Consider the following 13,770-nt stretch of genomic DNA (forward strand, 5'->3'; position numbering starts at 1 on the left):
CCTCTTGCCCACAGGGCGCGAAGCCGTTCCGGTTCATTGGCGGGACAGGGAGGCGTTTTCACCCGAGGTTCTCCTTGGTTACAGGTAGAGCGGCGACGATACTGCCGCGGATACCCGGGCGGTCCCTGAGAGAGTGGGCACGGCCTCGCTAACGCTCATTCCTACTCGGTGGTCACGGGCGACTTGCTGGGCATACCGCCGATGATGTGCGAGTTGCCGGGGATCTCGCTGACGACCTGACGTAGGACGCGCTCCAGCGCCGACGGATCGGGTCACAGACATCGCCCCTAGCGTCATTGGGTGTCTTCCGGTTCGGCAAAACGCTGCCGGATTTCCTCGACCCCCGGCAGGACATCGAGGAACGCGTCCGCCAGCACGGGATCAAAGTGCCGCCCGCGGTTCTCGCGGATCATCTCCGCCGCCGCCTCCACCGTCCAGGCCTCCTTGTACGGGCGCTCCGAGGTCAGGGCATCGAAGACGTCGGCCAGCGCGGCAATGCGACCGGTCTGAGGGATGGCCTCGCCGGCAAGCCCATGGGGATAGCCGCTCCCATCCCATTTCTCATGGTGGGACAGGGCAATCTCCCGGGCCATGCGCATGAGATCGCTGTCATCGCCCTCCAGCAGACTGGCGCCGATGGCGGCGTGGGTCTTCATGATCTCCCACTCGTGGGGTTCGAACCGCCCCGGTTTGAGCAGGACGGCGTCGGGGATGCCGATCTTGCCGATGTCGTGCATCGGGCTCGCGTTCAGGATGAGGTCGCACTGCGCATCATCCCAACCGATCTCCCGGGCCAGCAGGGCGCAGGTGTGGCTCATGCGCAGGATGTGGTAACCGGTCTCCTCGTCGCGATATTCCGCCGCCCGGCCCAGCCGCTGCACCACCTGCAGTCGGGTGTCGCGAAGCTCGCGGGTACGCTGGTCCACCATCCGGTCCAGTGCGGCCTTCTGGTCGTGGACCAGTCGATGTGCCAGCTGCGCATCCAGCAGGTTGCGCACCCGCATCAGGAGTTCGTTGCGGTCGAACGGCTTGGTGAGGTAATCGCGTGCCCCACTGGTCAGGGCGCGCAGCACGAAGTCCTGACCATGTTGCGCAGTGAGCATGACAATGGGCGGCAACAGCGGATCATCCAGCGCCTGAATCTGCTCCATGACCTGATAGCCGTCCAGGTGCGGCATGTTGATGTCCAGCAGGATCAGGTCCGGGCGCACCGCCCGGTAATGGGCGAGGACCTCGCGCGGATCGTCGATCAATACCAGACCCTCGTAACCCTGGCCACGCAACATCCGATCCAGCAATTTCAGGTTAGCGGGTTCGTCGTCGACAATAACGATACGGGCGAGTTTGTGCAGTTCGTTGTTCATGGCGCCCCGTTTGGCGAATAAAGCTGCCTATCAATTGCAACCAAAAGCACCGACACGTCGATCGGCTTGACGACGTAATCCTTGAATCCCGCCGCCTTGCCGCGTTCGATGTCGGGCGCCATGGCGTTGGCGGTGACAGCAATTACCGGGATGGCCCGGGTGGACGGGTCGGCCAGCAGGCGCTGAAGCACCTCGAAGCCATCCATGCCCGGCAGGTTGATGTCAAGCAGGATCAGGTCCACATGCATACGCCCGACCGTCTCCAACCCCTCCTCGGCGCTGGTGGCACTGAACAATTCAATATCGGTGCGCTTGCCCAGGATCTTCTGCACCAGGCGCAGGTTGGCCGGATTGTCCTCGACATACAACACCGAGCACTTCTCGTCCCGGGTGGTTGCGATGGCAGTGGCCGTTGGTTCCGGTGCGCCGCCGGCTGCCGCCGCGTTCTCGTTGGACAGCGGCAACTCAAACCAGAAGGTACTGCCTTCGCCGGACACGCTGTCCACGCCGATCGTCCCCTGCATACCCTCAACCAGTTGTTTCGCCAGCGCCAGGCCAATACCGGCGCCCTCGATCCCTTCATAGGCCGACTCCAGCCGCTCGAAGGGCCGGAACAGCCGTACCTGCTGTTCGGTGCTCAGACCGTGGCCGGTGTCGCGTACATTCACCCGTACCCGCCCATCCGCCGCCGGCGCACACTCGACCTCGATGTGGCCCCCTTCGCGATTGTACTTGACGGCATTGGAGAGCAAATTGAGAAGCACCTGACGCAGGCGCAACGGATCGGCCAACACCGTGCAAGGCTCATGCGCATGCAGCGTCAACCGAATGCCGCGCTCCCTTGCACGGATCTCGATCTGGGCCGCGCCTTGCTCGATGACCGGAATCAGCGCCACCGCTTCGGAGTTGATCTCCAGCTGACCGGCCTCGATACGGGCTAGATCCAGCACCTCGTTGACCAAGCCCAGCAGGTGCTCGCCGGCATGATGAATCTCACGGACATTATCGGCCTGCTGCGCATTCAGCGGCGATTCACCCGGAAGCTGCAGCACCTGCGTGAAGCCCAGAATAGCGTTGAGGGGAGTTCGCAGCTCATGACTCATGCGCGAGAGGAATTCGTTCTTCGCCGCGTTGGCGCGCTCGAGTTCCGCCGTGCGCGCGCGCACCCGGGCCTCCAACTCCTCGTTCAAATCCTGAATACGCTGCGCTTCGTTCCGGCGCTGGCTCACATCCCGGAAAATCCCCGCCAGCAGGGAGCTGCCCGACAAGGTGACCCAACTGGCCGAAATATCGGCATGAAACATCGAGCCGTCGCGGCGCAGCACGGGGATGTCCCGGACCACCTTCTGGCGCCCACTGGCCAGCTCGTTGAACTGCTCCAGCACCCAGGGCAGGGCGTCCTGCGGATGAAGGTCCCCGACAGCCAGCTGCGCGATATCCGTCTGCGAATACCCCAGCATGTCGGCAAAGCTCGAATTCGCACTGACGAGGCTCGCAGACTCAGCATCAGCGTAGACGATGCCGTCGGTAGAAAGCTCGAACAGTTGACGGTAACGAGACTCACTCTCGGCCAAGGCCGCCTGGGCACGCTTGAGCTCGGTAAGATCGGTGATCACGTTCGCAATGACTTCCGCCTCTCCCGCCTCGCCGGGGAGAGCGAACACACTGTTGAGGGTCGGCACGCTGCGCCCGTCCAGGGCCCGTAACGGGAGTTCGCCGGTCCACTCGCCCCTGGTCGCGACAACCGGCAGCACCGTGGACTCGAGAAACGCCAAAACCTCGTCGTCGTAAAACTCCTGAGCCCGGTAGCCACTGGAGGGGTCCGCATCCTCCGGCATCGCCAGCAGCTTCCGGAAGGCCCTATTGAAATACTGCACCGTGCCCTCGGGGTCGGCCCAGCCCACGGCCTGCGGGGAGGCTTCCACCAGCGCCTGCATGCGGCGCCGAGCGCCCTCGGCCTGGTGACGTTCGTCGTCATTACGGACCAGGCCTTCCAGATACAGCAGTTCGCCCTGAGTATCGAAACAGCCGCGACCCTCTTCGTAACACCAGCGAACGCACCCGGCGCGATCGAGCATGCGGTAATGCAACCGGAAACCAGCATGCGCTGCCAGCGCGGCCTGGACCTCGTCCCACACGCGCTGCTGGTCATCGGAATGAATCTGGTCGGCGAAGTGGCGTTCGCCGCGCTGGAAGTCGGCCGCCGGATACCCGGTCAGGTTCTCCCCTCCCTCGGACATAAAGGTCACGGTCCAGTCGCGGTCATTGCGGCAGCGGTAGACGAACCCGTCGAGATTGTCCGTCACCCGCCGCAGGGTCGTGGCGGCGAGCGCGCCGCCTTGCCGGTTGAGAATCACGAAACCCACCGCCAACAACACCGCACATGCGGCACGGGCCAGTTGCACCGGCAATCCGGTGGCGGCGAGGAAATCCGCCGTGGTGGGCAGCCAGTCTGCCAGCAGGCGCCCGGAAGCTGGGGACAGAAACAGGCTCAGGGCGGCGTAGCCGAGCATGGCGAGGGCCGCAATACGCAGCCAGCGGATGCGCACAACGGTATCGGGCGCACGGGCAGTGGCACCCGCCAGGGAGAGTAGCCCGACGCCGGTCAGTGCGGCCGCCGGCGCCGCGAACAGGTAGCGTGCGCCCAGTTCCAGCCCGGCAGTGGCAGCGGGGGCCGCCCACATGACGGCCACGATACCCAGGCCTGTGACGGCATACAGGGGCAGCACGGCCAGCCGGCGCCCCCCGGGCCGCTCGTTCCACAGGCGCCGACCGAATTCCAGCAGGGCGGCAAACGAGCTGACCATCAGGATGGCACTCAGCACCGCCAGCCAGGGGGCGGGGTTGTGCAGACGTTCTCCGTCGATGAACTCCTGCAGCCCGTGCAACATGCCGAAGGCGGCCAGCCAGCCCAGGTGTGCCGCCAGCCCGGCGCCACGCTCCCGGCGCATGCTCAGCAGTGCGGCAACGCCCAGGACGAAAAACGCCAGACCGTAGACCTGGAAGATCAACCCGAGATACGTCTCGATCCACCCGGGGGTCATGCCATGGGTTCCGCAAGGTGGCGCTGCAAGGTGTCCAGAAACCGGTCGACATCAAGCGGCTTGGTCAGGTAGTCCACAAAACCCGCCGCCATGCCGCGCTCGATGTCACGCGGCATGGCGTTCGCGGTGATGGCGATTACCGGCGTTAGTTCCAGGCCGGCCTCGGCCTTGAACGCCTCCAGCACCCGATAGCCATCCATGCCCGGCAGATTGATATCCAGCAGGATCAGGTCCGGTCGGCGCGTCAGCGCCAGTTCGATGCCCAGTGCCGCCGTGTGGGCAGTAAGCAGGTGGACCTGAGGCAGTTGTCCGACGATCTGCTCCATCAGCCTGATGTTGGCCGGATTGTCCTCGATATACAGCACCGTTCGGCACTGGTCCTCGGGGCGCTCGCGGCCCGCCGCCTCAACCACCGGGGCCGATGCGACGCGCTCGGCACTGGTCTGGCTCACCGGCTCATCCAGCGACAGCTCGAGCCAGAAGGTGCTGCCTACCCCCACCTCGCTCTGCACCCCCATCGAACCGCCCATCGCCTCCACGATGCGGCGGGTGATCGTCAGGCCGATGCCGGTGCCCTCGATCTCGCTGTTCTCGGCATCCAGGCGACTGAAGGGCTGAAACAGCTCCGTCAGCTTGTCCTCCGGAATGCCCTTGCCGGTGTCGGTGACCCGGATGTGCAGCCGGGCATCGCCCTCGCGCTGCACCTCGAGCGTAACGGTACCGCCCTCGCTGTTGTACTTGATGGCGTTGGAGAGCAGGTTGAGCAGCACTTGCTTCAACCGGGTGTGATCGGCCCGCACCCGCGCACCCTCGATCCCCCGGTGGCGAAGATGGATGTCGCGCTTGTCAGCCGTGGTGCCAACCAACGAAAGGCATTCCTGAATGACCGGGCAGAGTTCCACCGGCTCCATCGAAAGCTCGATCTTGCCGGATTCGACCTTGGCCAGGTCCAGCACCTCGTTGATCAGTTCCAGCAGATGCTTGCCGGCCCGGAGAATCTCATGGACATTCTCCCGCGGCTCCTGCCCCAGGCTGTCGTCGTATTCCAGCAACTGGCCAAAACCTAGGATCGCGTTCATCGGCGTCCGGAGTTCATGGCTCATGCTCGAAAGGAACTCGGACTTGGCCTGATTGGCGCGGTCGGCTTCCACGCGCGCGGTGACCAGTTCTTCCTCGGCCTGCTTGCGAGCGCTGATGTCGCGAAGCAGGCCGACGAAGTATGTGCCCTCCCCGATATCGAGTTCGCTGACCGACACCTCCATCGGAAATTCGGCGCCATCGGCCCTTTGTCCGGTCACTTCGACTTGCCGATTGATGGTATGAGCTTCACGGGTGGCCAGATAACGCTGCAGATAGGCATCGTGACTCGAACGCACCGGTTCCGGCATGAGCATGGACACATTGTTACCCACCATGGCCTGCTGGTCGTGGCCAAAGATGGCCGCGGCCGCCGGACTGGCCAGCTGAATCACACCCTCCGGGTCGATCACCAGCACGCCGTCCAGCACGGAATTGACCACATGCTTGAATATCTGCAGGGTCTCCTCGGCGGCCTTGCGCACGTCGATGTCGCTGTGGATGCCGACCAGGCGTACCGGTTCATCCCCGGCATCACGCTGCACCACCGTGCCCCGGCACAATACCCATTTGTAGGTGCCGTCCTTGCAGCGCAACCGCATTTCCACATGGAACGCGTCGCGGCGGCCCTCGAGGTACTCGAGGAGCCATTGCTGCGCCCGTTCCCGGTCGTCGGGATGGATCGAGGTCTTCCACACCTCGATACTCGGCTCCAGTTCGCCAGGCTGGTAACCGAGCATGAGTTCGTAATGACCCGACAACGTCATACGGCCAGTTTTGACATCCCAGTCCCAGACGCCATCGCCGGCCCCCTCAACGGCGAAGGAGAAACGCTGTTCAGTTTCGACCCGATCGGTCACATCCTGCACCGTTCCGGACAGGCGGACCAGGCTGCCCTCGGCATCGGTTTCCGCCTGCGCCAGCTCGTGCACGTGGCGGATGCTGCCGTCGGGCCTGATGATGCGATGGATGACATCGTGGCGGCCGGTTTTTTCGGCTTCCAGTTCGCTGTCCCGAACCAACTGGCGGTCATCCGGATGAACGGCCGCCTGGAAGGCCTCGAGGCTGGGAGCCATGCTGCCGGGCTCATAGCCGAAGATGCGATAGACCTCATCGGACCAGCTCAACTCGCCGCTAATAAGGTTGAGCTGCCAGTTTCCGAGCGACGCCAGGCCTTGTGCCTCCAGCAGTTGCTGCTCCCGCTCGGCCAATGCCGTTTCGGCACACTTGCGGTCATCAATGTCCTGTACCACGCCCAGCATGCGCAACGCCCGGCCCTCGGTGTCGCGTACCACTGCGCCTCGCTCCAGTAGCCAGCGCACGGTGCCGTCGGGCCATACCACACGATGCTCGATGTCGTAGGGCGCATCGTGGGCCACGCAGGCGTCAACCGCGTCAATCACCGCCTGGCGATCCTCCGGATGGATAGCGCCGAGGAAATTGTCGTAAGAAGTTTCCAGGTCGCCTTCGGGGTAGCCAAACAGGGGGGCGATGCGATCGGTCCAGATCAAATCGCCCGTGACGATATTCCACTCCCAGGTGCCGACGTTGGCGAACTGCTGCCCCCGGTTCAGGCGTGCCTTGGCGGTCTCCGCCGCCTGCTCGGCGAGCTTGCGCTCGGTAATACTCGCGCGCCGGAGCAGCGCGCTGCCCACTTGGCCGGCCAGCAAGCCCAGCAGCTCCAGCGTCGTCGAGTCCGGATCGACGCCGACCTGATGGTCGAAGCATAAGGAACCCAGGGCCTGCCCCCTGTGGCGGATGGGGAAACCCACAAATGCGCGGACATCCAGGGACTGGAGAATCGCCTTCTCTGCCGCCGCCTCGGGCGGCAGCGCGGCCACATCGGGGACGATGACCGGCTGGTCTCTCTGGAGATGCGTTGACCACCAGGAGAGGGCTGTCAGGGGGGTGCCCAGAAGGACAGCGTGGTGCGAGACGACACCCGCAGCGCACCATTCCTGACTGCCGTTGCCAATGCGGGTGCCATCTTCGGAAAGCAGTAACAGGTAGGCTCGGTCGGCGCCCAAGTGCTGGGCGGTCAGGGACAGGACGTGCTCGAGGGCGGTATCGAGCGAGTCGGCGTCGGCCGCCAGCAAACTGGAGGTGGCCTCGCCGATCACCGCACGTAGGGCATTCTGCGCCCGCTGCTCCGCCTCGGCCGCCTTCACGTGGGTGATCTCGGTGCGCATCGAGACGTACTGATACGGAAGGCCCTCGCTGTCCATGAACGGGGTGATGGTGGATTCCACCCAGTACAGCGAGCCATCCTTCGCCCGGTTGCAGATCTCGCCCTGCCAGACGTGACCCGCCGAAATGGTCTCCCACATGGCTTCGAAGAACACCGGGGGGTGCTCCTCCGACTTGAGGATGCGGTGGTTGTGGCCGATCAGTTCGCCACGCCTATAGCCACTGATCTCGCAGAACTTGTCGTTGACATAGGTGATGTTGCCGGCGCTGTCGGCCATGCTGACGATGGCGTGATGATCCAACGCGAGGTGTTCGCGCTCCCGCTCGTACAGCGTGTTCGCCAGCCGGCGCTGTACGGCAACATTCTGGCGCGACCGCCTCGCCCTGGCGGTGACCGCGGCAATCAGGTGTTCGGCCTGCACCGGCTTGACCAGGAAGTCGTCACCGCCAAGCTGGAGAGCCTCCAGTTGCAGGCTCATGTCGGTCTCGGCGGACAGGAACAGGATGGGCAGGGTCAGGTAGTCATCGCGCTCGCGCACCAGGTGAGCCAGCTCGGGACCACGAATGTCGGGCATATAGACGTCCAGCACCACAACATCGGGGCGGAAGGCGTCCAGGATTTCCAGAGTGTCGAGCGGCTGATCCAGGGCCTGCACGGTCATGCCCGCGGCGCGCAGCACGCTGGACTGGGCCTCCAGCAAAACCGGGTCGTCGTCCACCAGCAGCACCCGGTAGGGCTGCAACGGCATGCGCCCCGTGAGGGCATCGAGCAGGTCGATGAGCGCCCGCGGGTCTACCGGCTTGAGTAGGTATCGGCTGGCACCGGCCCGGAAGGCGGCCAGGCGCGCCTTGAGATCGTCGCGCACGGAGACAAACACCACCGGTGGGCAACCCTCCCCTCCGGCCTGGAGTTCGGCCAGCAGCGCGGCCCCGGCGTCGTCGCCCTCGGGAAAGCTCATGTCCAGGACGATGGCGTCGGGGGCCTCGTCCTCGACGAAGGTAGCGTGGAAGTCATCCAGGGAGGTGAACAGCCGTATCCGGTAGCCGTCTTCGCCCAATGTCTGGGCCAGATACGCGGCCTGTTCGGCATCGTCCTCGACCAGATACACCCACGGTGCACGATCGGGGCGCGGCGGGGTCTCGGGCGGTGTCAGGCTGGGGGCGTCGGCCTGAAGCCGGCTGAGCGCCAGGGCCTCAATGCGCACGAGCTCAGCGCCGATCGTGGCCCAGACGTCGGCGTCCGGGGCTGCGCCTGCCTCGACGATGGCCTTAAGGCGGATCTCCAATTGCCGCGCCGCAGCTGATACCGATTGCAGGCCAAAAGTGCCGGCGCTACCGGTCAGGCTGTGGATCTGGTGGTGCAGAGCCTGCGCCTCGAAAGGCTGCCAGCCAGCCGGGTCGAGCTTCTGGTACTGGCTGTGAAGGCTCTTCAGTCTAGCGGGAAGGGCCTCTACAAATTGGCGCTGCAGTTCGCCTAAGGCGTCGGTCATTACGGACATATCCAGCAAGCCCCTTGAGCGTCACCGTATTACTGGGGCCTGCAAACAACTTTCGATACCCCCCCCAAATTCAAGCTTAAACGTAGCAGAAAACGTTGCGGGCAGTGCATGAGGCATCAAAAACAGCACGAGCAGGAGGGTATTGTCGTAGGTTTGCTGTACCAGCCTGATGTCAGCTCACAAGCCGACATCAATCCGCCCCGGAGAAACACGGACCAATGTCCCCTTCGCGCGCCGGGAAGCGGGCGATTACGCCCGCTCGATGGTGGCGGGGGCTTGCCGGAGGTGTCGTAGGTGACGCGCGAGATGCCGGGGATCTTGTTGATGATGCGGCGCGAAACGTGGTCGAGGAAGTCGTACGGCAGGTGGGCCCAGCGCGCGGTCATGAAGTCGATGGTCTCGACGCACGCAGTGCGACCACGTAGTCGTAGCGCCGGCTATCGCCCATCACGCCCACCGCCTTCACCGGCAGGAAGACCGCGAAGGCCTGCGAGGTCTTGTCGTAGAGATCCGCCTTGCGCAGCTCCTCGATGAAGACCACACCCGCCCAGCGCAGCAGGTCGGGGTATGCCTTCTTGACCTCGCCGCGGATGCGCACGCCCAGGCCCGGCCCGGGGAACGGGTGGCGATGGACCCTCCCGGTGGGCAGGCCCAGCACCACAGGGCCATCGCCGCCCTGCTCGCGCACCCGCGCGGCCATGTCACGGCCACTGATAGACGCCCCGGTTGAGCGCATCACGAATGGCCGAGATCAGCTTGTTTCCGCGCAGGGTCGCGCCGGTAAAGGCGTCGATGTCGTCCACCACGTCCTCCGGCGCGTAGAGATCGAACATGGCCGACAGGGGCCGGCCCTCGAGGTAATCGATGGCCTGTCGGTGCTGGCGCATCACGGCATGCAGTTCCTCTTCCTCCTCAAGCGCCAGATAATCCACCCCCCGGTAGCTCAGGTACCGGAACCGGACGTTGTGGAAATGATGATCCCGCAGATCGAACTGGATATTGACCTGCATGGCGCCTCGGTCCGAGAAGACGCCGCGGTAGCGGCCATCCAGGTAGCTCCCGGGTGACAGGCCGAGTAGCACCCTGCCCGGCGGATGGGCGGCGGGTTCCTGTGCGGGCGCCGGTGGCTCGGGCCGTGCCGGGGGCGCCGGCGCATCGGCAAGTTCCCCTACCCGGTACTGCTCCAGCATGGCGGCGGCCCTGGAGCTGTGCGGACGCCCGGGCGTCTTGTTGTACCAGGCCTCCGTGGCATCACGGCCGCACCACTCCAGCATGACGTCCGCGGAAGTGGGATGACGCGGAATGTATTCCGTCACGTCGTACACCTGGCTATCGATGGCCTTCCAGCAGCTCTCGCCACTGTCGTGGGCAGCGAGTTCCTCCTCCGTAACAAGGCCCTGATCGTCGTCGGCCTCACGAGTCTCCGCGACCAGCGCGCTGACGGCCCAAAGGGTGACGATCACGGTGCAGAAGGCCACGAACGCGGTGTAGGCAATCTTGTTCACGGTCATAGGAAATCAAACGCCTCCGTATGAATGCGGCCCTTGGGTACACCGGCGCGGCTCAGCAGACCCATCAGGTGTTGCACCATGCCGGGCGGTCCGCAGATGTAGATCTCCCGTTCCTCCAGGTCCGGGCAATGCGAGCGGATGAACGCTTCGTCCACGGGGCCGCGATCCTGGAAATAATGGATCCGAGCATCGAAATGCGGATGCCCCTCCGCGATCTCCCGAAGCTCGTCCATGTAGTAGGCGCGCTCCAGCCGGTTGGCCAGGTAGATCAGGGTGACATCCAGCCCGGACCCCGGCTGCCGCTGGAGCGTCCGGGCACCGGACACGAAGGGCGTAATGCCGATGCCACCGCCGAACCAGAGTTGCTTGCGTTGCGGGTCGCATCGCTCGAAAAACTGGCCGTAGGGGCCCTCGATCTGCACGGCGGTACCCGGTTTCACCGTCTGCAATGCCCGGCTGGCATCGCCCAGGGCCTTGATGCCCACCCGGACAACCTCCTCGCTCGGCGCCGATGAGATGGTGTAGGGGTGCTCTTCCCCCCGGCCGGCTTCCAGTTCCGGGTCGTAGGGGGTGAGGTACATGAACTGTCCCGCGGTGTACGACATGGCCCGGCCCCTCGGAGCGAGGGTGATCTCCACCACGTTGGACGCAAGGGCGGTCACGGCCTCGACGGTATAGTCATGGCGCCCCAGCCGGGGGGAAAGCACCTTGCGCCAGAACACCGCGGCGACCGCCAGGGCCGCGAGCCCCCACCAGAGCAGCGCATGCTCCACGAGCATGACGGCGTGCGTGAACGCGAGCAGGAACGCGGGTACCGACAACAGGTGCAGGCGCTTCCAGCGCTGGTAATGCGGCCTGCCGAAAAACTGAAAGGTGGGCGCGAGAAAAATCACCATCAGCACCAGTGCGCCCCAGCCCATCCACACCGCCCCGTATTCAAGGGGCGGAAAGAGCACCTGTACCGCCATTTCCGGAGAGACTGGCAGCGCCCCGAAGGCCAGCAGTACCACGTGCAGCATGATCAGGATGAAGGCCGAGAAACCCAGCATCCGGTGCAGGGTCCAGATGCGCGGCAAACCGCCGAACCAGCGATCCAGGCCCGGCAGGCGCACACTCAGCATTGCACCGACCAGCAGCGCGCTCAGACCCAGCACGCCGGCCAGGTGACCAAGCGCCGAGAGCACCTCGGCCGCGCCGGCGCCCGGCCGCGGCCACCAACGCGGCCACGCCACCAGCACCGGCAGCAGCAGCAACACCACGACAATCCAGTCACCCGCTCTGATGCGTCTGAACATGGGATCCGTTTATTCCAGGAAGTCCACCTCGGCACAGTCTAGGTAACCGCCGATCAATGTACACGCTCGCGTTAGTGCACCGTGTCTTCCGAGGCAAGGCGTAGCCCCACGGCCGGTAGTCGTGCTACCGGCCGTGGGGCTACGCAGGATCCTGAAGCCTCCGCTATGACGCCGGTCAGCACCCGCCATTGCGGGTCTTTCCAGTCACTCCCACTCGATGGTGGCGGGGGGCTTGCCGGAGATGTCGTAGGTGACGCGGGAGATGCCGGGGATCTCGTTGATGATCCGCCGCGAGACGTGGTCGAGGAACTCGTACGGCAGGTGCGCCCAGCGCGCGGTCATGAAGTCGATGGTCTCCACCGCGCGCAGGGCCACCACGTAGTCGTAGCGCCGGCCGTCGCCCATCACCCCCACCGACTTCACCGGCAGGAAGACCGCGAACGCCTGCGAGGTCTTGTCATAGAGATCGGCCTTGCGCAGCTCCTCGATGAAGATCGCGTCGGCGCGGCGCAGCAGGTCGGCGTATTCCTTCTTCACCTCGCCGAGGATGCGCACGCCCAGGCCCGGCCCGGGGAACGGATGGCGATAGACCATCTCGGTGGGCAGGCCCAGCTCGACACCGATCTTGCGCACCTCGTCCTTGAACAGCTCGCGCAGCGGCTCGACCAGCCCCAGCTTCATGTTCTCCGGCAGGCCGCCCACGTTGTGGTGCGACTTGATCACATGGGCCTTGCCGGTCTTGGAGTCGGCCGACTCGATCACGTCCGGGTAGATCGTGCCCTGGGCCAGCCACTGCACGTTGTCGAGCTTTGCAGCCTGTTCGTCGAACACGTCGATGAACAACCCGCCGATGATCTTGCGCTTGGCCTCCGGGTCCTGGATGCCCGCCAGGGCGCTCATGAAGCGCTCCTCGGCATCCACACGGATCACCTGCACACCCATGTGGCGAGCGAAGGTCGCCATGACCTGGTCACCCTCGCCCTCGCGCAGCAGCCCGGTATCCACGAACACGCAGGTCAGCTGGTCGCCGATCGCCTTGTGCAGCAGCGCGCCCACCACCGAGGAGTCCACCCCGCCGGACAGGCCCAGCACCACGTGATCGGCGCCGACCTGCTCGCGCACCCGCGCGGCCATGTCGTCGATGATGTTGTCGGCCGTCCACAACGCCGCGCAGCCGCAGATATCGTGCAGAAAGCGCTCAATGATGCGCTGGCCCTGGGTGGTGTGGGTCACCTCGGGGTGGAACTGCACGCCGTAGAAGCCGCGATCCGGATCGGCCATGCCGGCGATCGGTGCGGAATCGGTGGAGGCCATCAAGCGGAAGCCCTGCGGCAGCTCGGTCACGTGGTCGCCGTGCGACATCCACACGTCCAGCAGGCCATAGCCCTCCGGCGTAGTGTGATCCTCGATGTCACGCAGCAGCGGCGTATGGCCACGGGCGCGCACCTGGGCATAGCCAAACTCGCGACGCTCCGACGGCTCGACCCGACCACCCAACTGCGCGGCCATGGTCTGCATGCCGTAGCAGATGCCCAGTACCGGAACCCCCAGCTCGAACACCGCGTCCTCGGCGCGCGGGGGCTGGTCGACATTCACCGACTCGGGGCCGCCGGAGAGGATGATCGCAGTGGGATTGAACGCACGGATGTCGGCCGCCGGCATGTCCCAGGCATGCACCTCGGAGTAGACCCTGGCCTCGCGCACGCGGCGGGCGATCAGCTGGGTGTACTGGGAACCGAAGTCCAGCACCAGAATGCGGTGGGCGTGAAGATCCTGGGTCATGAGGTCATCCG

The 13,770-nt window shown here is 65.0% G+C and carries 6 protein-coding genes and 1 pseudogene; all 7 read right to left on the reverse strand.

All coding sequences use genetic code 11. From position 1 onward, the window contains the following. Nucleotides 1-293 precede the first annotated feature (293 nt). Nucleotides 294-1,364: an HD-GYP domain-containing protein gene (locus D573_RS0106400; RefSeq protein WP_018937985.1), complete on the reverse strand. Its 1,071-nt coding sequence runs from the start codon at nt 1,362-1,364 to the stop codon at nt 294-296. Then, nucleotides 1,361-4,408, reverse strand: a complete 3,048-nt coding sequence (locus D573_RS0106405) for a PAS domain S-box protein (RefSeq protein ID WP_018937986.1) — start codon at nt 4,406-4,408, stop codon at nt 1,361-1,363. The genes D573_RS0106400 and D573_RS0106405 overlap by 4 nt, the downstream gene beginning before the upstream one ends. Next, the gene (locus D573_RS0106410) at nt 4,405-9,162 is read right to left on the reverse strand and encodes a PAS domain-containing protein (RefSeq protein WP_018937987.1); all 4,758 of its coding nucleotides are present in this window, start codon (nt 9,160-9,162) and stop codon (nt 4,405-4,407) included. The genes D573_RS0106405 and D573_RS0106410 overlap by 4 nt, the downstream gene beginning before the upstream one ends. Before the next feature lie 278 nt (nt 9,163-9,440). Continuing rightward, nucleotides 9,441-9,826, reverse strand: a pseudogene (locus D573_RS14155) (GMP synthase (glutamine-hydrolyzing)); the annotation flags it as partial. Nucleotides 9,827-9,872: 46 nt separating this feature from the next. Then, nucleotides 9,873-10,682: a cytochrome b5-like heme/steroid binding domain-containing protein gene (locus D573_RS0106420; protein WP_018937988.1), complete on the reverse strand. Its 810-nt coding sequence runs from the start codon at nt 10,680-10,682 to the stop codon at nt 9,873-9,875. Further along, nucleotides 10,679-11,977 (reverse strand): ferric reductase-like transmembrane domain-containing protein, encoded by a 1,299-nt coding sequence (locus tag D573_RS0106425; protein WP_018937989.1) that lies wholly within the window; start codon nt 11,975-11,977, stop codon nt 10,679-10,681. The genes D573_RS0106420 and D573_RS0106425 overlap by 4 nt, the downstream gene beginning before the upstream one ends. 204 nt (nt 11,978-12,181) lie before the next feature. After that, nucleotides 12,182-13,759, reverse strand: coding sequence for a glutamine-hydrolyzing GMP synthase (gene guaA / locus D573_RS0106430; RefSeq protein ID WP_018937990.1), 1,578 nt, complete (start codon nt 13,757-13,759; stop codon nt 12,182-12,184). Between the last annotated feature and the right edge of the window lie 11 nt (nt 13,760-13,770).

Origin of the sequence: Thioalkalivibrio sp. AKL9 (assembly GCF_000377825.1) — a bacterium.
GTDB classification, from domain to species: Bacteria; Pseudomonadota; Gammaproteobacteria; order Ectothiorhodospirales; family Ectothiorhodospiraceae; genus Thioalkalivibrio; species Thioalkalivibrio versutus.

What these genes read in the sequence shown, in the direction of transcription:
- guaA (WP_018937990.1), bottom strand. Translation starts at nt 13,759, where the DNA reads ATGACCCAGGATCTTCACGCCCACCGCATTCTGGTGCTGGACTTCGGT.
- D573_RS0106420 (WP_018937988.1), bottom strand. Translation starts at nt 10,682, where the DNA reads ATGACCGTGAACAAGATTGCCTACACCGCGTTCGTGGCCTTCTGCACC.
- D573_RS0106410 (WP_018937987.1), bottom strand. Translation starts at nt 9,162, where the DNA reads ATGACCGACGCCTTAGGCGAACTGCAGCGCCAATTTGTAGAGGCCCTT.
- D573_RS0106425 (WP_018937989.1), bottom strand. Translation starts at nt 11,977, where the DNA reads ATGTTCAGACGCATCAGAGCGGGTGACTGGATTGTCGTGGTGTTGCTG.
- D573_RS0106400 (WP_018937985.1), bottom strand. Translation starts at nt 1,364, where the DNA reads ATGAACAACGAACTGCACAAACTCGCCCGTATCGTTATTGTCGACGAC.
- D573_RS0106405 (WP_018937986.1), bottom strand. Translation starts at nt 4,408, where the DNA reads ATGACCCCCGGGTGGATCGAGACGTATCTCGGGTTGATCTTCCAGGTC.